20 protein-coding genes and 1 pseudogene are annotated in these 22277 nt (G+C 29.5%); 10 read left to right on the top strand and 11 right to left on the bottom strand.

Annotated elements, in window-relative coordinates; all coding sequences use genetic code 11:
• Positions 1-24: 24 nt before the first annotated feature.
• Complete coding sequence (locus B3040_RS06205; protein ID WP_291571265.1) at positions 25-981, bottom strand: YbgA family protein; 957 nt, start codon at positions 979-981, stop codon at positions 25-27.
• A 95-nt stretch (positions 982-1076) separates the two neighbouring features.
• Between B3040_RS06205 and B3040_RS06200 the strand changes: the two genes are divergently transcribed.
• Positions 1077-1388 (top strand): hypothetical protein, encoded by a 312-nt coding sequence (locus tag B3040_RS06200; RefSeq protein WP_291571263.1) that lies wholly within the window; start codon positions 1077-1079, stop codon positions 1386-1388.
• Between the two features lie 86 nt (positions 1389-1474).
• Here the strand turns inward: B3040_RS06200 and B3040_RS06195 are convergent, their stop codons facing one another.
• On the bottom strand, positions 1475-1942 hold the full coding sequence (locus tag B3040_RS06195) for a pyridoxamine 5'-phosphate oxidase family protein (RefSeq protein ID WP_291571261.1): 468 nt from the start codon (positions 1940-1942) through the stop codon (positions 1475-1477).
• Between the two features lie 132 nt (positions 1943-2074).
• Here B3040_RS06195 and B3040_RS06190 point away from each other — a divergent pair, with 132 nt between their 5' ends.
• The 4 genes from B3040_RS06190 (at position 2075) to B3040_RS06175 (ending at position 5921) form a co-directional block, all read left to right on the top strand.
• Entirely contained in the window at positions 2075-2941 is an 867-nt protein-coding gene (locus tag B3040_RS06190) for a nitroreductase family protein (RefSeq protein ID WP_291571259.1), read from the top strand.
• Positions 2942-3188: 247 nt separating this feature from the next.
• Positions 3189-3653 carry a hypothetical protein gene (locus B3040_RS06185; protein WP_291571257.1) on the top strand — a complete coding sequence of 155 codons (465 nt, stop codon included), beginning with the start codon at positions 3189-3191 and terminating at the stop codon, positions 3651-3653.
• A 344-nt stretch (positions 3654-3997) separates the two neighbouring features.
• Positions 3998-4735 (top strand): glycerophosphodiester phosphodiesterase, encoded by a 738-nt coding sequence (locus B3040_RS06180; RefSeq protein WP_291571255.1) that lies wholly within the window; start codon positions 3998-4000, stop codon positions 4733-4735.
• Complete coding sequence (locus B3040_RS06175) at positions 4722-5921, top strand: MFS transporter (protein ID WP_291571253.1); 1200 nt, start codon at positions 4722-4724, stop codon at positions 5919-5921. Before B3040_RS06180 ends, B3040_RS06175 begins: the two co-directional genes overlap by 14 nt.
• A gap of 95 nt (positions 5922-6016) precedes the next feature.
• Here B3040_RS06175 and B3040_RS06170 read toward each other — a convergent pair whose 3' ends face one another.
• Both B3040_RS06170 and pepF read right to left on the bottom strand, forming a co-directional pair.
• Positions 6017-7324 (bottom strand): DUF4139 domain-containing protein, encoded by a 1308-nt coding sequence (locus tag B3040_RS06170; RefSeq protein WP_291571252.1) that lies wholly within the window; start codon positions 7322-7324, stop codon positions 6017-6019.
• A 254-nt stretch (positions 7325-7578) separates the two neighbouring features.
• On the bottom strand, positions 7579-9384 hold the full coding sequence (gene pepF, locus B3040_RS06165) for an oligoendopeptidase F (protein ID WP_291571249.1): 1806 nt from the start codon (positions 9382-9384) through the stop codon (positions 7579-7581).
• A gap of 214 nt (positions 9385-9598) precedes the next feature.
• Here pepF and B3040_RS06160 point away from each other — a divergent pair, with 214 nt between their 5' ends.
• Entirely contained in the window at positions 9599-10738 is a 1140-nt protein-coding gene (locus B3040_RS06160) for an aldo/keto reductase (protein ID WP_291571247.1), read from the top strand.
• Positions 10739-12077: 1339 nt separating this feature from the next.
• Here the strand turns inward: B3040_RS06160 and B3040_RS06155 are convergent.
• A pseudogene (locus tag B3040_RS06155) lies at positions 12078-13013 on the bottom strand (GH25 family lysozyme); the annotation flags it as partial.
• Positions 13014-13290: 277 nt separating this feature from the next.
• On the bottom strand, positions 13291-14640 hold the full coding sequence (locus B3040_RS06150) for a Na+/H+ antiporter NhaC family protein (protein ID WP_291571245.1): 1350 nt from the start codon (positions 14638-14640) through the stop codon (positions 13291-13293).
• A gap of 422 nt (positions 14641-15062) precedes the next feature.
• Between B3040_RS06150 and B3040_RS06145 the strand changes: the two genes are divergently transcribed.
• Positions 15063-15620: a hypothetical protein gene (locus B3040_RS06145; RefSeq protein ID WP_291571243.1), complete on the top strand. Its 558-nt coding sequence runs from the start codon at positions 15063-15065 to the stop codon at positions 15618-15620.
• Positions 15621-15672: 52 nt separating this feature from the next.
• Here B3040_RS06145 and B3040_RS06140 read toward each other — a convergent pair whose 3' ends face one another.
• Complete coding sequence (locus B3040_RS06140) at positions 15673-16122, bottom strand: hypothetical protein (RefSeq protein ID WP_291571241.1); 450 nt, start codon at positions 16120-16122, stop codon at positions 15673-15675.
• A gap of 191 nt (positions 16123-16313) precedes the next feature.
• On the bottom strand, positions 16314-17687 hold the full coding sequence (locus B3040_RS06135; protein WP_291571239.1) for a DUF3298 and DUF4163 domain-containing protein: 1374 nt from the start codon (positions 17685-17687) through the stop codon (positions 16314-16316).
• A gap of 329 nt (positions 17688-18016) precedes the next feature.
• Here B3040_RS06135 and B3040_RS06130 point away from each other — a divergent pair, with 329 nt between their 5' ends.
• Positions 18017-18463: an FUSC family protein gene (locus tag B3040_RS06130; protein ID WP_291571237.1), complete on the top strand. Its 447-nt coding sequence runs from the start codon at positions 18017-18019 to the stop codon at positions 18461-18463.
• 111 nt (positions 18464-18574) lie between these two features.
• Here B3040_RS06130 and B3040_RS06125 read toward each other — a convergent pair whose 3' ends face one another.
• Positions 18575-18727, bottom strand: a complete 153-nt coding sequence (locus tag B3040_RS06125; protein WP_291571235.1) for a CPC_1213 family protein — start codon at positions 18725-18727, stop codon at positions 18575-18577.
• 78 nt (positions 18728-18805) lie between these two features.
• Complete coding sequence (locus B3040_RS06120) at positions 18806-20179, bottom strand: 8-oxoguanine deaminase (protein WP_291571233.1); 1374 nt, start codon at positions 20177-20179, stop codon at positions 18806-18808.
• A 606-nt stretch (positions 20180-20785) separates the two neighbouring features.
• On the opposite strand from B3040_RS06120, the gene B3040_RS06115 reads away from it, so the two are divergent.
• Entirely contained in the window at positions 20786-21157 is a 372-nt protein-coding gene (locus B3040_RS06115) for a hypothetical protein (RefSeq protein ID WP_017416267.1), read from the top strand.
• Between the two features lie 98 nt (positions 21158-21255).
• Here the strand turns inward: B3040_RS06115 and B3040_RS06110 are convergent, their stop codons facing one another.
• A complete protein-coding gene (locus tag B3040_RS06110; RefSeq protein WP_291571229.1) occupies positions 21256-21534 on the bottom strand; it encodes an ArsR/SmtB family transcription factor in 279 nt (92 codons plus the stop codon).
• 172 nt (positions 21535-21706) lie between these two features.
• Here B3040_RS06110 and B3040_RS06105 point away from each other — a divergent pair, with 172 nt between their 5' ends.
• Positions 21707-22240, top strand: a complete 534-nt coding sequence (locus tag B3040_RS06105) for a rubrerythrin family protein (protein ID WP_291571227.1) — start codon at positions 21707-21709, stop codon at positions 22238-22240.
• The last annotated feature ends 37 nt before the right edge of the window (positions 22241-22277 follow it).

Raw genomic sequence — 22277 nt, 5'->3', positions numbered from 1 at the left:
TTTTTGATGTTTGAAACTTAGCTTCTAATGAACTACCTTTCCAGAATCTCTCATTTCAATTAAATCTTCAGGATAAGGCATGAAAAAGCTTTGATTCAAGAGTTTCTCTTCATTAAATCTTACCATATGAGATTTAATTACGTATAATGGCACACTAAAAGGAACATTTCCCGTTCTATATTTTTCAATAGTATCTAATATAAACATTTTTTCATTATGAGTAAGCTTATCACTGAAATATCCCATAGCTTTCATGAGTACATTGATGTTTGAGGTATACCTTGGAGCTCTTGCTAGCAATCCATTGATTGCATCCATATACAAAGAGTACACTTCCTTCTCAGGTCTTCTTTCATTATTTCCAAGAATACTACCCAATAGCTTCAAATGCTTTTGACTATAAGCCATAAATAGTAGTTTGTTTTTGCTATGAAAATCAATTAACTCACTAATTGACATTCTTGTTCTAAGGTCTCTAAGTTCAGATAGAATAAATATTTTAGTTAAAAAGTGCTCTCTTATCTTAAAATCCCTAAGTCTTCCCTCATCTTCAATTGCGATATGTGGAAATTTTTCCTGTGCTGCCGCAGCGAAAAAACCCTTTCCTTTAGATGATCCTCCGCCTTTTTCACTGCTGGGGTAAATCTTAACATCTTTTATTCCACAGGAAGGCGACCTGCTTTTAAGAATAAATCCATCCACCTCTCCTAGTGAAGTCAAAAATTCTGTGGAGAATTCATACATAGCCTTAGATACATCTAATCCAGTTTTAGGTTGAAGTAAAGATACCTTCTCTTTACTTTGAACAATTCTAATAGGATCTCTAGGTGTTGTAAGTCCTATCTCAACTTCAGGACACACAGTAATAAAATCCACATATTTATTTAACTTTTTTATAAACTCATCATTTTGCATTCCCCCATTATATCTACAAGGGTGAAATCCTAAACATTTACTAGCCACAATTATAGGTTTTATCATAAAAATTTTCCTCTCTATAATTAAAGTAATTATATTGTTTGTACTAAATTTATGGTTTATACTATAGAAAATATGTGTAATAAAAGGAGACAATCATGCCTAGTATTTTAATTTTAGCAATAGTGATTTTAGTTGGATTTTATATTTCTAAAAACAACTACAAAAATAGAGCAACCACCATCAATGATAATCTTTTAGAATTTGCCAATGAAATAATGAAAATTTACAATAATTTAAGTGAAGAAAATCAAAATAACTTCAAAATTTCTTTAACTTCAAGAGAAACTTCAGTTTTTAATAACTTACAAAGCAACTTTTATCATGGAACCTCGAATATAAATAATCTTCAAAGTTCCATGTTCCATATGGAAGATTTAATGAAAAAGCTAAAAAAACAGAACATTTAACTATAAAAAATGAGTAACCAAGTTAACTTTAACATTGCTTAAAGTTAACTTGGTTACCTTAAAAGTTTCTTGGTATTTATTTAAAGCTATCTTCTTCCTGCTTTTCCTGTAATCTTCTCTATTTTAACTTTGAAAACCTTTGTTTTATTTTCATCATTATTAATATATTTAACACCGCTGTCCATAAATTCTGGAGAATATTTTTCTAATATTACCTTTAAACCTTCTATTTTCTCTTCTCCTTGTAAAAACTCAGCTGTTCCAAATACTATTACACTTTCGTAATTTGTGCTGAAAGCACTGGGTAAAACCTTTGTAGGTCCAACTACTGTGAAAGAAACCTTATTGCTATATGCTAAATTTTCTAACTTGGCTCCTTCAGTAGCTCCATGAAAATATAGGTTTCCATTTTTATAGCCATAGCTTAGTGGTACTCCATAACTATATCCATTATCTCCAACTGTAGATAAAATACCATACTCCCCTTTTGTTAATAGATCTATTGCTTCTGTTTCTGATATTGCCTTATCACTACGTCTCATTTCTCTAAACACTGCTTTCTCCCCCTTGTGATATGAATTATTTTTAAATATATAATTTTATCAGATAATTATACAGTATTTAACAAAAATAATATATGATTTTTTACATATACTATTATTATTAAATTATAGTGAGGTAATTTTATGGAAAATAATTCGTTGTTTGAAGCTATTTATAAACGCTGTTCTGTAAGAAAATACAAAAATGAACCTTTAGCTCATGGACTGCTTAAGCAAATTGAGGAATTAACTCATTCAATGCCTCAGCTTGACCCTACAATTTCAATGAAAGTCCATTTAGTTCAGGATGGATATAAAATTCAAAACATTTCTAGAGGCATTGTTGGAAGTTATGGAAAGATTAGCGCACCTCACTACCTTGTAGTCACCTCGGAAGAAAAACCTTGGTTTATGGAAAATATAGGATTCTCTTTGGAATACCTAATACTAAAACTTACTACTTTAAACCTAGGAACTTGCTGGATTGGAGGATTTATTAAAAAGAGCTTATTAAAAGATATTATTGAAATCCCAGAAAATCATGTACCAGTAATAGTTATTTCCTTTGGTTATCCATTAAATCCTGAGGAATATAAGTCTAGAAATTTAAGCTACAATCTTTCAAAAGAAATAGAACCAAATCCTGACAAATACTATGATTCTACTACAAAACTAGTGGCTGCAACAAAACGAAAGGAAATTAATGAGATTATTTGTGGTAAGTTAGATGAGACTTGGCTTTCTATTATGGATGCTGTAAGGCATGCACCATCTGCTATTAATAGTCAACCTTGGAGGTTTTACAAGGATGGTAACCTGGTTCACTTGTATGGAGTAAAAAGATTAAAAATTGCACAAACTTTAGAACATATCAATAAAATTGATTTAGGAATAGCCTTATGTCACTTGGTGGCAGCTGCTCAACTTAAAGGAAAAAGATTAGAATTAAAAGCTGTGGAAAATGTTGAGAGAAAAGGCCTGAATTATTTTATTACAGTTGTTGAGCAGTAATCTTTTTAGGATATTAATCTTTACTCTGACTTATTCCTGATAGTTACCCGTGTTATTCTTTTATTAGTTTTAAAAATTTTTTAAACCCAATCATGAAGTATATATCAACTTATTTTTTTCTAATTATTACATTTAATCAGAATAATTACCAAACATAAAAATTTCTAAATAAGGCAAACTATTTTTATCTTTGATTATATAGATAACAGATATTATAACTAGTGGATTTCAAAAAAGGAGTGGTATTATGAAGTTAGGTAAAATGTTGACAACTACCCTATCAGTAGTTGGTGCCATTGTTGTTGTAGATAGACTTGCTGATATGGTGTCTACAGCCCATAAAAGACAAATCAGCAAATGTCTAAGCAACTTAGATAAAAGTAATTTTAATATTGTTGAAGACATTGAAAACATCGATGATTGCTGCTGTAGTGGCACTGTAGAAATTAAAAGACCAACTGAAAGCAAATTTAGAAATTTTCATAAAATATTGCCTGATATAAAGAAATATGTAAGTCCTAAAGCAAGTGATGGACATGAAAACTTTACCTTCCAGTATAGTATTAAAGTTAGACCTAGCGAGGAATCTATATATAATGAAATGAATGAAGAAACTTCTACTATGAATCACATTGAGAAAATTACTGAAGAAAATTCAATGTTTAGTGCTGATGATGACATCATTGGCAATCCTGAATTAGGTACAATTTAATAAACTTATTATAGTCTATAATATTAACTTCATATAGTTAGTATTATAGACTAATTTTATTTTCACTATTTACTATAATTTATATCTTCTATTATGAGCTATTTAGTTATTAATAAAATATTATAGTTTTAGTTGTTATTTGATTTATTCCCGCTTTTTATCAAATTACTTAATCTCTTAATTTAGATAACAGTTCTTTACTATTAGAATATAGGTTAATTATTTTAAGTGCTGACAACTTTACTAAGTTAATAAATTATTTATAGGATTTACAAGGTTTTTTCTTAATATTGTGGAATAAGAAAAATATATATTTTGTAAAATTAATAAGGGGGGATTTTATTATGATTATTAATTATGGTCATAGAGGTGCCAGTGGCTATTTTCCTGAAAACACAATGATAGCTTTTGAAAAGGCCCTTGAGATGGGAGCAACAGGCATAGAAACTGACGTGCAAATGACTAAGGATGGGGTACTTGTATTAATCCATGATGAATATGTTAACAGAACTACTGATGGCATAGGTCTTGTTAAGGATTTCACTTATAAGGAACTAATGAAATTAAATGCATCAAGTTATATGAAAACCTATGCGAGTCCTACATCTATTCCTACAGTAGAGGAGCTTATAGCTTTAGCAAAAGAAAAAAATATTACAGTAAACTTTGAAATTAAAAGTGGAATTATTATTTACCCTAACATTGAAGAAAAATTAATAGAATTCATTTATAAAAAAGGTCTTCAGGATAATGTTATCCTTTCAAGTTTTAATCATTATTCTTTAGTTAAATGTAAAGAAGTTTCAAAGGAAATTAACACAGGAATTTTATACATGGAGGCTTTATATAAACCTGAAAACTATTGTGTTTCTATTGGAGCAAATGCTCTCCATCCTCATTTTTTCTCTGCACAACCTGAAATTATAGAAGCTGCTCATGATAAAGGGCTTAAGGTTAATCCATTCACTGTTGATGATGAAAATATCATGAAGAATTTAATTTTATCCGGCACAGACGGAATCATTACTAATTATCCCGATAGACTTAAAAATGTTATGGAGGATTTTTATGGAAAAGCTTAATTACAAAAAGACTTTTCTTTTAGGCTTTGGTTTTTTTGCCATAGCTATCACTTGGTCTGTTTATAATGCTTTTATGCCAATACTTCTTGGAAACTTTATTAAAAGTTCTGCATTAATTGGTTTTATTATGACAGTAGATAATTATTTAGCCCTTTTTATCCAGCCAACGGTTGGAATCTTTAGTGATAGAATAGATACTAGGTTTGGAAAAAGAATGCCTTTCTTAATGATTGGAATGCCTCTTGCAGTTATTTTTACTTTTCTCATTCCTAGCCATAGAACTCTTTTAACTTTAATTATTTTTATAATTCTAATGAATCTATCTATGAGCTTATTTCGTTCTCCCGTAATAGCTCTAATGCCTGATATAACTCATGAGAGCAATAGGAGTAAAGCTAATAGTATTATTAATTTCATGGGTGGTATAGGCTCACTTATAGCTTTTTTCATTGGTTCCATTTTATGGGGGTATAATAAGGCTTATCCTTTTTACCTTGCTTCTTTTTTAGTTTTACTATCCTTCGTAGTGTTATTTTTCTTTATTAAGGAAAAAAAAGACGTAGTACATTATAAAGCCTCAGAGGAGAAAGTTCATATTTTAAAAGGTATCCTTAGTGGCTTGAAAAATAAAAATATCAGAAATCTACTCTTTGCTATTTGTTCTTGGTTTATTGGCTATAATGGCATTGAAACTTTTTTTACTAGATATGGAGAAAACTTCTTAGGAGTTCCTGCAAATGTGGCATCTATGTCTTTTGCTTTTATGTCCTTGAGTTTTCTAGTCTTTGCAATTCCAGCTGGACTTATTGGAACAAAATTAGGAAAGAAAAAAGCTATTGTAGCTGGAATTATTGGGTTAATTATTGTGTTTATAATTCTAGCTACTTTAAGATCAATTCTTCTCATTAGAGTTTGTTTTTTATTTTCTGGTTTTTTCTGGTCTATGATTAATATAAATTCTTACCCCTTTGTGGCAGAAATGGCCCCTAAAGGTAGTATTGGAACTTATACAGGGCTATATTATTTATTTTCTTCTGTGGCAGCTATAATTTCACCTCCACTATTAGGTGGCATTATGGATACCTTAGGTTATAAATACATGTTCTTGTATGGTGCTCTATTCTTTATCTTAGCTTTATTCTTTATTAGCTTGGTTAAAAGTAAAAATTACATTTCTAATAACTAACACATTAAAATTTATAATTATAGCTATTGAATTTTAAAACTAAATTTTTCAGTAAAAAAGACTGCTAAACGGAAGATTAGCAGTCTTTTTAAAATTTACTCCTGTTCTCTATTAGGTTCTATAACAACTACAGCATATCTAAAGATTATTTTCTTTTCAGATTTTGGTGAAACACTGACAATAAATTCTATAGTATTTGCATCTTTTTTAATAAATCTGTCTGTAGAACTTATCATCTTCCAATCCCCTGGGATAAAATGAGTAACCTTTAGTAAAGCTTCTTCATTTCCAGTATTTTTTATTGTAATTTCATATTCATACTCTTCAATACCTTCAAGCCTTCTGTAATCAGTTTGTACCTTATCAAAAACAATGTTAAATGGTCTTCCAAGTTCTAATTTAACTAATTCATCCTCTGGCGTATAATCTATCTCTCCCTCACCAATAAACTCTAAGTTATTTCTATCTTTTAGGGTGTCATAAACTTTAGCAATTCCATTTGGTAAAGGTTCTCCTAAATTATTATTCCTTGAATTTTTGAATTCGATTACCGTACTTAATTCATTTCCATTAAAAGGATTTGTGTAATACTTAGTGTATCTTACATTTTTGCTCCAAAATAACCTTATTTGCTTAGAAGTTTTATTGTTTAAATCTGTAGTAAATGGATAATTATATATATAATAATCCCCCAATGCCGTTGGAGATACACCAGCAACTGCACTACTTGATTTCACCATAAAACTAGCTTCATTGTAAGGTACTACTGGAGGTGTCTCTTTCAATCTTTTAATATCTCCTGACACAAGGCTAACTTCTGTGTTTTTTAAATCAATTCCTGTAGTATTATCGATTTGTGCATAGCAATTTAAACTTAAATACTGACTATATAATTCTATAGTATAATTTGCCATCCACACTAGTCCTTTGGTAAGATAGGATACTGTGAATTCTCTTGAGTTTGTTGGGCAAATTTTAAATGCTATGGTAGGCTTTAATACAAATCCTTTTGGGAGACACGGAAGTATAATTTCCCCCTTAGGACTTACATAAACTTCATTAGTTTTAGCATCCTCTATGATGTATCCACCTTGAGTTGATAATAATATCCCATGAACTTTCTTACCGCTATCTGGATCAAAAAGAGTTACTTCTTTTCCTATAAATTTTTCTAGTACATCCCTAGGATTTATAATATCGTAATCATAATTTATTTCATAGGCGTCTATGTTTTCCACAATAATTGAGTTAAATTCTATTAACTCTGAAACATCTAAGTAATAAATCTTTTCTTCCTCTCCAGATAGATTTATACTCCTTTTTTCTCTAATTAAACCAAAATTATTTTGATACACAGAAATAGACAATGCCTTAATATCTTTTTTTGTAGAAATAAAACCCATTATTACCCCTCGCATAAATATTCTTTCATAATATTATACGAAGAATCTCCAGTTTTGTACTATTTTATGTTAATTCAAATTGTATATTTAAAGTTTTAACTCATCAAAAGCATTATTTAAATACTTAAAGGTGAGTTAAAACTTTTTCATATTATTATATTTTACTCTACTTTATTTTTGAGGCATTTTTAAACAATACTAGATTTGAAATATAAAGTTATCTAGTAGTAGATATTACACAATATAAATAAATATTATTGAGCTAGTTCCTTCTCAAGCATATCTAAAAGCTCATCAAATCTTCTTATAGTATCTTCTAATGGTTTTGGAGTTGTCATATCTACCCCAGCATTTTTAAGAATATTAATTGGATAATCACTTCCACCTGCTTTTAAGAAACCTTTATACTTTTCTACATCTTCTTCTGTACCATTTAATATAATTTGTGAGAAGGAGTTCGCTGCTGCAAAACCAGTTACATATTGATATACATAAAAATCTCTATAGAAATGTGGAATTCTTGACCATTCCATATCAATGCCTTTATCTACTACCATGGATTTTCCAAAGTATTTTTCATTTAAGTCATGGTATATTTTACATAATTCTTCACTTGATAGGGACTCACCCTCTTCCATTTTTTCATGAGTTAATAATTCAAACTCAGCGAACATGGTTTGTCTAAATACTGTAGTTCTAATGCCTTCAAGCTGTTGATTTATTAAGAATAACCTTCTAGCCTTATCCTTTTCATTTTTAATTAAGTAATCCATTAACAAGCATTCATTAGTTGTAGATGCCACTTCTGCACAAAACAATACATAATCTGCATAGATATATGGCTGATTCTTTCTTGCATAGTAAGAATGAATACTATGCCCCATTTCATGAGCTAAAGTTGAAACATCATTAACTTGATTATTATAGTTTAATAGAACGTAAGGCATGGAGTTATAGCTTCCACTAGAATAGGCTCCTCCTCTTTTTCCTTTATTCTCGTATACATCAATCCAACCTTCTTCTATACCTTCTCTAAAAATATCTAAATACTCCGCTCCTAGTGGCTCTAATGCCTTTTCACAAAGGATTACTCCATCTTCGTATTCTACGTTAAATTCTGGTGCATCTATAACAGAAACATATAAATCATACATATGAATTTCTTCTAAACCTAAAAGTCTTTTCTTAATATCTACATATCTATGAAGAGAAGCTAAGTTTTTATTTATTGTATCAACTACATTATGATATACTTCTACTGGAATTTTATCTGGTTTTAAGGAACTCTCTAAAGCGGAATTATACTTTCTAGTTTTAGCCTTAAATATAAAATTCTTATGTGATGCTGTATAGGTAGTTGCTACTGTATTTTTAAATTTCTCATAAGTTCCAAATAAAGCCTCAAAAGCTTCTTTTCTAACTCTCCTGTCCTTGCTTCTAATAAATACTGTATAATTTCCCTCTGTAAGTTCAACTTCATTTTCTTCTTCATCTCTAATCACTGGGAAGGTCATATCTGCATTAGTAAACATTCCGAATATATTTCCAGGAGCACTTAAGCAATCACTAACTGAAGCTAATATCTTCTCCTCCTCTTCGGAAAGCACATGAGGTTTTTTCTCCATAATTTGCTCTAAGAAGAACTCATATAGTTTTAATCCATCTTCCTCTTCAATTAGTTTTTTTATTTGATTTTCCTTCATTTTTAAAACCTCTGGTATGAAAAAAGAGGTTATGGCACTAAACTCTGCTCCATAAGTAGAAATTTTATCTTTCATAATTTGATATTTTGAGTTTGCAGTATCTTCGTCCCCTCTTAAGTGCGCATATACTGCCAAGTCTTCAAACAAACTTAATACATCTACATAATTATTAAGGTATTGTAACAAAGTCTTTGCTTCATTAAGCTTACCTTTATATTCTCCTAACCTAGGTGCAATTTCCTGAAGTTTTTTAAAATCTTCTTCCCAAACCTCGTCTGTTGCATACATTTTTTCTACATTCCATTTATATTTAGCTTCAATTTCTTTTCTGGTTTTTAATTTCTTTACTTCTCCCATGATTGTCCTCCTACATATTAATAAATTTAAATACATTTTACCATAATTATGAATTTAGTGCATTTATTTCAAAGGCTTTTCTGCTATAATATATAAAGACGAGTTAATTATTTTTATATAACCTTATGTTTCTGAAATAAATCTACCATATATTTAATATTATTTTAAAAATGTAAAGTTATACTTAAATTTTATAATGTTTAGGAGGAATAAAATGGAATATAGAAAATTTGGTAACTGTAACTTTACTGTATCGGCTTTAGGCTTTGGTTGCATGAGATTTCCTGTTATTGATAAGGATTCTTCTAAAATTCATGAAGATAAAGCAATAGCAATGATAAGACATGCTATCGATAATGGTGTAAATTATATTGATACTGCTTACCCTTATCATGGTAAAAATTCTGAAATTGTAGTTGGAAAAGCACTAAAAGATGGCTATAGAGAAAAAGTAAGACTTGCTACTAAATCCCCTGTTTGGCTAGTAAAAGAATATAATGATTTTGACAAGTACTTAAATGAGCAACTAGAAAAACTTCAAACAGATTATATAGATTTTTATTTAATGCATGCTTTGAATAAGGAACGATTTGACAGCTTAAAGAAAAATAATGTTTTTAAATTCCTAGATGAGGCCATTGCTAGTGGGAAAATTAAGTATGCCGGGTTCTCCTTCCATGATGAAGAGGATGCTTTCTATGAAATAGCTGATAGCTATCCATGGACTTTCTGTCAAATTCAATTAAACTATATGGATGTAGAATATCAAGCTGGACTTAGAGGGTTAAAATATGCAGCTGAAAAAGGCATGGCAGTGGTTATTATGGAACCTCTGAAGGGTGGAAAATTAGCTGGAAACCCACCAAATGAAGTTAAAGAGTTATTTGAAAGTTATGATAGTTTAAGAACTCCAGCAAACTGGGCATTAAAATGGTTGTACAATTTTCCAGAGGTAACAACAATTTTAAGTGGCATGTCAACCATGGAGCAGCTGAAGGAAAATTTACAAATTGCTTCTACTTATAGTGCAAATTCAATGAACAGTGAAGAACTTGAGATTATGGATAAAGCTAAAGACGCTTATCTAAGACTAACTAAAGTTAATTGTACAGGCTGTAACTATTGTCAACCTTGTCCTTTCGAAGTTGATATTCCAAGAAACTTTGAATTGTACAATGAGGGCCATATGTTTAACATGTTAGAAGCATCATCAAATTCCTACAATAATTTCATGCCCAAAAATCAAACTGCATCAAACTGTACTGAGTGTGGAAAATGTGAGGAAGAATGCCCTCAAAACTTACCTATTAGGCAATTACTTAAAGAGGTTCATGCCGAACTTGGTAGAAAATAATTATTTTATATAAGTTCAAATATTATTTCTGTATTAAAAGATATCCAAAGACAATGTAACAAGGAACTAATAATTTTTAGGTTTCTTTATAGTATTATATACCTTATAGTTATTGTTTTAAATAAAAGTTCATAAAAAATCCAGGGTTAAATTTCTATTAGCCCTGGATTCAACATTTACATATTTATTTACTTATAACAATTTTTCTTTATATATTTTAAGACTCATCTCATAATTTTAACTAATAATCCCTATGATGTTTCTTTTTCTTCTTGTTTTTGTGATGATCTTTAGGGAGATAGTCAGGATGGTATAAATAATCATCATTGTGCTTTTCATAATCATGGTGATGTTCATCTTTGTCATGAGAATAGGACTGGAATCCATATTGATTGTTATAGTGCTTACAATTATAACAGTACTTTTTACTCTTTTTATATTTCTTGCACTTCTTACATTTTTTATTTCTAGAATCTATTTGATTTTCAACAACTCTGCGATAGCGCATCTTATCTTCAACATCATTGTTAAAGACTATAAAGTTATTGTCCTTATCTTTATTTTCCTCTTCATCGCTTAAGGATGAAGTTTGGAAAATTGGTTTTTCTAAACTTTCTTCTTTCTTATTCTCAAATTCCTCTTCCTCATTATAACTCTCTTGCTCCCATGCTTTGGTATTACTTTCCTGTCTATTATCCTTAATATACTTATTATATTTTGGATTAATCATTAAGTTATAATCACCAAAGTTTTGCTCATTAAAGGTGTTATACTCTTCAGTTGTAAGCTTATCATCATATTCATAAAGGTCATCCTCACGATAATATGCCTCATCTTCATAGTTTATATCATAGTTGTCTTCATTCAAGTCATCAGTGCTATCACTAAATACTGGAACAGTATTAAACTCATCTAAATCATCAAGCTCATCAAACTCATCAAATTCTTCGTCCTCTTCATCTAAATAATATTTAAACACAGGCTTAATCTCATATTGGTTAAAATCTCCTTCTATTTCCCTGTATTTAACATTTGGATTAACATTGTCCATATCTATTTGTTGATCTTCTTCAAAATTATATTCATTAAATTCTTTTTCATCTAAATCCTCTGTGGGCAAACTATAGAAATCAAATTCTTCCTCTTGCCCAAAGAACTCTGTTCTATCTGATTGCTTACTAATAAACTCACGCTGCATATTGTCTACAGGATCTTTATATTTTTTCCTTGTAGTAACCCTAGGTGAAACTGTATTTTTATTAATATTGTTTTGAGTCAACCTATCCTTGACCATAGTATCCTCCACATCATCATACTTTATATCAGCACTTCTGAAAGTAACCTGTGCCTTAGCCCTTGTAGGTGAGAAGTCTCCATCAACATCAAAGGCCTCAATTGTCATTTCGTATCTTTCATTAGGTCTAGGAGTTTTTGCAAGCTTTAATGTATAGCTTGTAGCATTCTTAGACACAGTAGTAACATAATTAGAATTTATAAAAATGTTATATCCATTTAGGTCTACATCAGGGTTTTTAGACCAACTTAGTACTATTTCATTTTTTCTTGGATAAGCTTTAAAGTTTTTAACCGCTACTGGTGGTTTCAAATAGTCTAAGTTCGTTGGCCCATAGTTTAGATCTACCGGTGGGTTAACCCCAGCCATAGTTCCACTTTCTGTATACTGCCATAATCTCCATCTAGTCCATCCTCCAGCATCAGGTGGGAACGGTGGATTAATTGGAATTTCCTTATACATAGCAATCCAAAGAGGCATATTTGATAGAATATATCCCTTAGTTGAATGACGGAAGTTATTGTATAGTTGAATGAAGAATAGTCCTGTATAAATCATTAATCTTCTTCTTGTTCTTCTTTCAAACCTTTTTCTAAATCTGTCTACCCAATCTAATAAATTGTCAGTAGATATGGATTTATCCTGTGGGCTTTCTATGTCAACTACTGGAAATAGGTCCCCAAAATTTCCAGGACCATACGCTTCTTGAAGAACTCGTATAAAATCATCACACTGAGCATCTGCAGTGGTTAAATCTGTTGACGGCACTGCATAATGATATGCTCCACTAAGTATTCCTACTGATCTTAATCCTCTTACATACTCAAAAAATCTTCTATCCACTCTAAATCTTCCAGTGCCAGAGCTTGATCCACGTACGTAACAATAACTAGTCTTTGTTGCTAGCAAGGCATAATTAACTTCACCTCTAAATTCATTTATGTCTGGACCTATTATATTAGCAAAAGTTGCCTGTTGCATACTCTCCTCCATAATAATAGTAATTCACTTAATATATTATTAATTTTATGGGTAATTTGTTACAATATAACAAGTTATTTTATATAAAAAATAAACTAGCAAGTTTATATATCTCACTAGTTTATTTATATTCTTCTTAAAATATTTTGTGATTCAAATTTAAGCATTTATACAAGTTAAATTAACATGATCAACTTTGATTATAGGAATTAAAAAATTAGAATTATTTTAAAAATCTTATAGACTATACTAACTCTTTACTATTAACTTATTAGTCCTAACTACCTAGTTTGCTATTAATAACACTTTTTATATGAACTTTTGATTTAAAGTATAAAATGATTAAATTAACTACTGGAACTAAAATACAGTAAAATGAAAATAATATTGCCTTTGGCCCAACTTGTAAACTTGTCAATGGAACTAAAACTGCTACATTCCAAGGAATAAGCGGGGCTATGACTATTGCCGTGTTTTCTAAGTCCATAGCAAGATTATACTTATTAATACCATTTTTTTCGTAAGAACCTTTCATAGTCATATTAGTAAGCATCACAGCTAGGACTTGAGTACAGCCTACCATAGCACTCACAATGCTTACTACTATAGTTACTAAAAACAATAAATCTTTTCTCTTTATTTTATTTATTGGTTCTTGAATAAATTGAAGCATATTAGCTCCCTCAAAAATTCCATTAAGTGCTGATGACATAAATACAATAAGAGAAAGCTTCACCATAGATAGAACTCCTCCACCTTTAATAATATGAAAAAGCGGATTATTTTCTTGTAACTTAAAGCCCCAAATTAAGGTTTTAGTTATATCTATTATTTTATAATCTTGTATAGAGAATGCAATAAGTGAAGCTGTTGCCATGCTTATATACATTGAAGTTTTGACTTTCACCTTGAATAGGGATAATACCATTATTATAAAAGCAGGAGAAAGAACCATGATGCTTACATCAAAATAGTTTACTATTTCTATAATAATGTTTGAGTTACTATAATCTAAGGGGTGCCTTAAAGATAAAAAAGTATATATAATACAAGTTAAGATTAGAGGTATAATCGAAGACTTTATCATATTCCTAATATTTCTATATAACTCTGTTTCTGTTATATTTGCTACTAAATTTGCACTTGAGGACATAGGTGAGCATCGATCTCCAAAATAAGCTCCAGATAATATTGCTCCTGCTACAGCAAATAAATTTGCGTCCCCTGCTCTAGCCATTACCATTAGTGAAATACCTACAGTTCCAATAGTCCCAAAAGAGGTGCCAATAAGTAATGAAACTAATGAAGATAAAAGGAATGCACTAATTATAAAGTAACTTGGACTTATTAATTTTATTCCGTAATAAACTATTGCTGGCACCGTTCCTGAAACCATCCATAAAGAAATAATGGCTCCAATAAGCACAAAGATTTGAAGAACGATAAAGGATTTTTTTCCTCCCTTAAAGGCAACTTTTAAACTTTCCTTGAGAGTTAATCCCTTTTTCATAGATAAAATTAAAAATATACCTAGAACTAATGTCAGTGGCACTAAAATATCTATGCCTTTAATCACACTAAAAATTAATAAAGTAGCTGATAGTATTAAACCTAAAATTACGTCCATAAAATCTCCTTTTTAATAATGAACAAGTTCATTTTGTATAGCAGCTTTGAAAGGAGATTTGGCTTCCACCTGATGAGGATGAGAAAGTTATCCTTCCAAAACATCGTTAAGCTTTCAAATTACACTTGTAAATAGTCTTTATAAAATAAACATTATTTATATGGTATTATAATAAATTTCTAATAATATATTACCTCTTTACTAACATGAATACAACGGAAATTTCATAACTATAAAATGTGACTAGATGTAACCCAAAACAACTTATATTATAAGGAAATATCTTTAGTAAATTATGTCTCCTTCAATATACTAATCGCAGTTTATTTATCCATAATATAACAAATATTACTTTTAATAGAGGATTTTCAATTGTTTTGTAGAATATAAACAATAGTAAATTTTTTATGAGGTGAAGTATAATGAATGGCTTAAAACTTTTTTATTTTCCGCAAGATATTTTATTAGTAATAGTTGGATTCTTGATCCTATCAATGTTTAATATGAACGAAAATTTAGCACTATCAATATTTGTGTCTTTAACTACTGTTACCTTAATCATACTATGGCTATTTCTAAGGATAAGAAAATATAATGATCTACAACAATCTATTAAAGTTATTAATCTTTTGGAGATTCAAGTTCTAGAATCTACTGAAATAATTCAACAAATACACTTGTATTTAAATAATAATTTAAGAATATGTATCAGTAATATAATTATAAATAATCAATGGTTTAACGATATACTTATTCTTAGAGATTATTTAACTGAATTAGAACTTCGTCAAATCATTGATTTAATGTATCATTTTGATTCCCTTCAGAAAAATTACAATCACTGGACTGAAACTGGAGATGAAAATTTGCAAAGTATTTTAAAAACTAATATTTCTCCATCTAATAGTGATTTGATTGATGAGGTTAATTCTGTAAGAAACATGGTAATTAAATTAAAAACAGATTTTTCTATAAATTAAAAGGGTAACTATTAAAGTTACCCTTTATTAATTTGAAACAATATACTTAACACTATATTGCTATTTCCTCATCAGATTCTAAATAAGCTTTTATTATCTCTAGATGATTTTCATCTTCTTCTGCTATAACACTAAAAATATCCCTTGATAAATCTTCCGGATAATCCTTAAACATTACCTCCCCTTTAAAATTAATGGTAGTTCCCATTCCTACCTGTTCAAATTCGTAACTATAAACTACTTTCACCCCATATTTAATGGTATGAAAAATAAATCTTCTGTTATTTATAATCTCTATGATCTCGCTTTCATACTTAAAATCTCTGCCATTATGAAGTATAACATTTTCATACTTACTCCCATTAACTACTGGGCCTTCTGTGATTTTATTAATAGAGAGGATATCATTCCATACTGTACAAAACCTCTTAAAATCACTACAGAACCTGAACACCTCATTAATGTTTTTTCTTACAAAAATTGAATTTCTAAATTTGTACATAACCTGTCCCCCTCTATTTTATTTACTGCAATGTAGTATTATTATAACACAATAGTAAAATATTGGAAATATATGCTAGTAAAAAAACTGCTTTCACATCAGTCTTTTTACTTAAGTATATGATTATTTTCATTGAATCAGCTCTGTAACCCTAAAAATATTTGTAAATTTTCTTTGAAGGACTTTTAAAGCTATATTTCTAAGAATTCTTTATTAATATTACCTTGAAATTTACTTAAAGGTATTTTAAATTCTGGATTATAATATTCCTTCGGTGCAATTTCACCTTGCGGAAAAGTAATTATTAAATTTCCATTTTCAATATAAAATTCTGTATCTGCATTTACACTGTTAAAGTTATATATATTACTATGACCTAAAGTCATTTCTAAGTTCTTTATTTGATCTTTTATTTCCTTATTTATTGCTGAAATGAAATTAAAGTCTCCTTTAAATACGTCCTTTAACTTATATATTCTTCCATCTCTAAGGTTAATATTATATCCTTTATTATATAAAACATAATTTTCAGTGGTTCCATTATTTCCGGAGTAAGTTATAACTATGCTTAATAAATCTTTGTTTACGTAGTAACTTTTAAAATAGGTTGAAGCTCCCCATACTTTTGCCTCACCAGACTCATTGATTTTAACTTTATCTTCATTAGCCTTACTTTTAATTAAGCTATTAAAGCTAAATACTTGTTCTTTTATAGTCTTGTTTATATTATTTACTATTGTATTATCATCATCCTTTATCACAGGGTAAGATAAATAAGACTGAAAACCATCTTCACTTGATATATATGTTTCAGTTTGAATTTCTAAAGGATTTTTTAAAATCTTCACCTTCTTATTCAAACCCTTAGGGAATATTTTATCTGGAATCTTAAACTCAGAAATTCCCGAAGCATAAGGCGCTATTGCATATTCCCCAAAATATATAACAACTCCATCGTCAGTTAAATAAAAATTTTGGTTGTAAGGAATACCATTGAGATTCTTTATTGAATCAGGAAAGTATTTCTGTATATCTTTTTCCATTTGGGTCTTTATTTCTTTTAAAATCGTAGCTCTGTAATCTGGATTGTTCCCAAAGAAGTCCTGTAACACTCCATATTTCCCAGTATTTAAATCAAAATTGTAGGCTATTTTATTTGTACTACCATGAGCACCACCAGTATACTGGTATATGGTTAGTACCACAGATAATAAATTGTCTTTATTATAAGAGATATTGTATTCAGAAGTAACATTATATTGCCTTACATCATATCCAGTTTTTTTGTTTAACTCACTATCTTCTTTAGCCATTTTTTCTACAGAATCTTTGATAGTTAGTATAGTACTTTGAATTTTGTCATTAATAGCTTTTTCAGCATCACTATTTTTTAAACCAGAGATTACAGGGATATCCAATTTTACCGCTATATATTCATTACTATATTCAACTAACTTTGAAGTTACTTTACTATTATTTGTGACTTCCCCTGCTTTTTGACATAAATTCTCTCCTAAATAAATTGAATTTTCCATTGCATAGGTATTATAAGATAAATTAGACATAAAAATTATAAATAATAGCCAAATCTTTATTTTCCTCATGGTACCACCCTTTCCATTTTACAATTAGTTTACCCATGAAAATCTCAACTACACCTAATAATTATATTTATTTCTTAATAATTTACACGTTTATTATCCATACTAATTTATAGTTATCCACTACACAAAATTATTTAATTCACACGTTAACATAAACTTTCATTTGTTGTATCTTTGTATTTTATATACTTTAATCAAAAACTTTCAAATATTTCAGTTTTAAAATACCCTTGAAAATATAGCACCAACAATATTCAATAACCCTAATTTAAACTAAAGGAGAGTTTAATATGCCTAGATTAGGATTAAGAACTATTAAAACTTCAATAGCAGTATATTTTTGTATTACTATAACCGCTATGTTTGGCATAGATCCTTTTTATTCCTGTATTGCTGCAGTATCAACAATTCAAACCTCTATCCAATCTTCCTTTGTAGTTGGAAGAGATAGAATGGTTGGAAGTGCTATTGGTGCCTTTTTTGGTGTGATTTTTTCTTATTTTGGTCAAAATAGCTCCTTCTTCACTGCACTTGCTTTACTTTGTGCTATATATACTATCACTTTATTAAATAGCAAGGGAGCAGTTAACATTGCTTGTATTGTAGTAATAGCTATTATGGTTGATCCTACTGTTGTCTCACCCATTCAAAGCGGTATTGAAAGATTGCTTCAAACTTTACTTGGTATTGTTATCGCTGTTATAGTTAATGTAACCTTATTTCCTCCAAAAAATTAATTTATTCTATAGTTTAAATTACTACAATTAATAAAAAATCCCTAGCCTAAATTGGCTAAGGATTTTATCATATATTTAATTATTAAAGAATTTTAATCTGCAAAAACAAACTTAAATCTTGAAGTCTCTAGGATTATCATCATTTACTCTAGGTTCTCCAAAGGTAGCTCTTGCACTTTCAGCAGCTGGGTCATGATTTATATGTTTCTTCCTAAACTTACCATCATGCTTTCTATTTTCCTTAGTATCTTTCATTTTTGTCATATGAACACTCTCCTCTCTAAATTTAGAGTATCCACTTAAAATCCTTTTATTCAAATTAATAATATCCATTTTTAAATTTTACTTAAGCTTTAAATTTCTTTCCTTTTCCACAATATTTTTTGCAATACCATGTGCTATTTCTTTTGTTTTATCTATATCTATAGTACATATCACACCATCTCTAACTAAAACTTTACCATTTACTATAGTATGTTTAACAAAACTAGTATTTCCACAGCAAATTATTGAAACTAAGGGATCATGACACCCTGCAAAAGCAATATCACTTAAGTCTAATACAATAATATCTGCTGCTTTATTAATCTCTAAATAACCTGTATCTGTTCTTCCTAGAACTTCAGCCCCTCCTCTGGTTGCCATCCTCAAAGTCTCGTAGGCAGTAAGCCCTTTATCTCCATATTTTAAGTGGTTTAATAAATAAGCTCTTCTTACTTCTTCCCACATATTAGAGCCATCGTTGGATGCACTACCATCTACTGCTATTCCTAAAGGAACCTCTGCTTCTATAAGTTCAGAGGTTCTACAAATACCGCTACCTAACTTCATATTAGAGCTTGGACAATGTGCAATACCAGCACCTTTTATAGCCTTTATTTCTCTATCATTAAGATATATTCCATGGGCAAACCATACATCAGATCCGATCCACTCTAAATCCTCCATTAATTCTACAGGTCTTCTTCCATACCTTTCAATACAAAACTTCTCCTCATCAATAGTCTCACATAAATGTGTATGCATCATTACTCCTCTTTTACGTGCTAAGTCCTTTGTATCCGTCATTAGTCTTGTGCTTACTGAAAAAGGGGAGCAAGGTGCTAATGCAATTCTAGTCATTGCAAAATCTTTAGAATTGTGGTACTTATTTATCAATCTTTCCGAATCCACTAATATATCTTCTTCCTTTTGGACTACACAGTCTGGTGGCAATCCACCACCGCTTTTTCCTAAAGACATTGAACCCCTTGTGGCATGAAATCTAATTCCAATTTCACTAGCTGCTTTTATTTGATCATCTATAAGTTTACCTGATGTAAACTTTGGAAATAAATAATGGTGATCCATAGTAGTTGTACAACCTGTTCTTAGCAATTCACTAAATCCTACCATGGCACCATAATATACTGCCTCTGGTGTTATGTGCTTCCAAAATTCATAAAGTCCAACTAGCCATGGAAATAATGGCATATCTTGTACTTCTTGAATACCTCTAAATAAAGTTTGGTATAGATGATGGTGTGTGTTTACAAATCCAGGCATTACTACTAAGTTGTCGCAAGATATAATTTCACTATCCTCAAAGGGACAAAGGTTTTTACCCATAGAAATAATTTTATTATCCTTTATTAATAAATCTACTCCTTCTAAAATATCATTATTATCATTCATGGTAATTAGATAACCTATATTTTTAAATAAAATACTAGACAAATTCTCTCCTCCTATTAAGTTTTTTTAATTTAATAAATACTATGTAAAATCCCTCACTTTAATGACAAGAAGGAGCTATATTATTTTAGATTGCATTGTTACAATAATTAGAGAAGATTCCTATTTACTATACTTTAACTATAATAGTTTTGATAGGTTGTTTAGATGTGTTAGGAAGTATTTTTCATCCTATATCCTTATAAAATTCTAGTCCTACTGAAATTTTACATTAGTGAACTCTTTTAACTTAATACACTATTATGCAACTTTTAACAGGAAATTCATATACTTAATAATATACTTGATAATATATTTTTGTAATACTCACTATCTTATATATTCTGATCCTTAGTTAATATAATATTATTTTGTCCTAAATAACATATATACTTCATAATATATATAAATTGAGGATTTATAAATTCACAATAATTTATTTAAATTTTCTAAATATTTATATAATTTTAATAATTATTATGTTATTATATATGTATACTATTCATGTCATTTCATAATTGGTCATATTTTAGCTAATAATATATTGGTTATGTTATTGCTTAAACTTCCAATTATAATATTTATTAAAATAAGAAAGGAGTTGTTTCGATGGTAGAATATAACCTATCAACTATTGAAGCATTTCAAATCTTAGATGAGAATCCAACCTATAGAGCTGTTAATGCAGAAGGTCATACTTTGGAACTAAGAGGAGAAGAAAAATTTATAATTCATCGTCGTATCAAAATGGCTAAGGATAAGCATGTTAGCTTAAGTGATAAATGGAGAATTGTAAAACCAATTCCATACGAGTTAGCTAATGAACTGTTTAAAAAGCTTAGAACTATAGAGTGTAGATTTGATGATGGAACAAAAAAATTCTATAATAAAATGCCTGACAATGGTCATGTAATTATAGAAAGTGACTTACCTTATGGTAAAGACTGTCTCTGGTATTGCTTTAGCTATTATGAGGATTAGTTTTCATTAAGGTTTACAATATTATAAAGAATAATATTGTAAATATTATTTCATTTTAAAATTAAACACATAGACTCAGATATTTTTTATATCTGAATTTATGTGTTTAATATTTCTAATATTTTTTCTACTTTTGGATTACATACTGAATAAGTAATTTCTGTTCCCGTTCTTTCACCTTTAACTATTCCAGCTACCCTTAGTTTTTGCAAATGCTGAGAAACTGTAGATTGAGGCATCCCCAAACAATTTTGCATAAAGGAAACATTACAATTTCCCTTTCCTAACAATCCGTTAACTATACATAATCTAACAGGATGTGCTAAAGCCTTAAGCATCTCTGCATCTTCATTATATCTTGTAGAATTCATATCCATATTAATCCCTCCCAACTCTTTATTATTATTTGTATATATAGATTTTATATTCATGATACTATTTGTATATTATGTTAAAGTCTTGCTATTGTCAATATTTTATGCTAATTTTGTCACCTTAACCTAGGTTTTAAAGTATATTATAGTAGAATCATTTTATGGAGGTTATCTAATGCCACTAGAAGGTTCTCAAACTCAAACTAATCTAAGGAAAACCTTTGCTGCTGAAGCCAGAAGTGTGACAAAATATCAATTATTTGCTGAAAATGCTAGAAGAGAAGGTTATGAATTTATTGCTAGAGTATATGAAGAAGCGGCAGAACAAAATTTAGCTCATGCACGACAAGTATATGGACGCTTTCTAGGAAACATAAAATCGCTGCCAGAGAATCTGGAGTCCACTGCAAAGGCTGAGAATGCAGAACTAAGTATTTATTTAGAGTATGAAAGAATTGCTAGAGAAGAAGGCTTAGAAGATATTGCTACTTTTTATAGAGAGGCAAGAGTAGTAACAAATCTTCACTATAGACAATTCAATGATTTATATACTCGTTTAGCGGATGGCACTCTATATAATAGAGAGACAGTTCAAATTTGGCAATGTATGAACTGTGGTTATCTACATGAAGGAAAAGAAGCTCCTGAATTTTGTCCACTTTGCTTTTTCCCTCAAGGGTGGTATAGACTCTTATGTCCAGATTACTAATTTTTCTAATGTTCCCTAATAACTTCAAAAAAACTCT

Origin of the sequence: Clostridium sp. UBA4548 (assembly GCF_002387895.1) — a bacterium.
Taxonomy (GTDB): domain Bacteria; phylum Bacillota; class Clostridia; order Clostridiales; family Clostridiaceae; genus Clostridium_J.
This window is presented reverse-complemented; position numbering and strand designations above follow the sequence as displayed.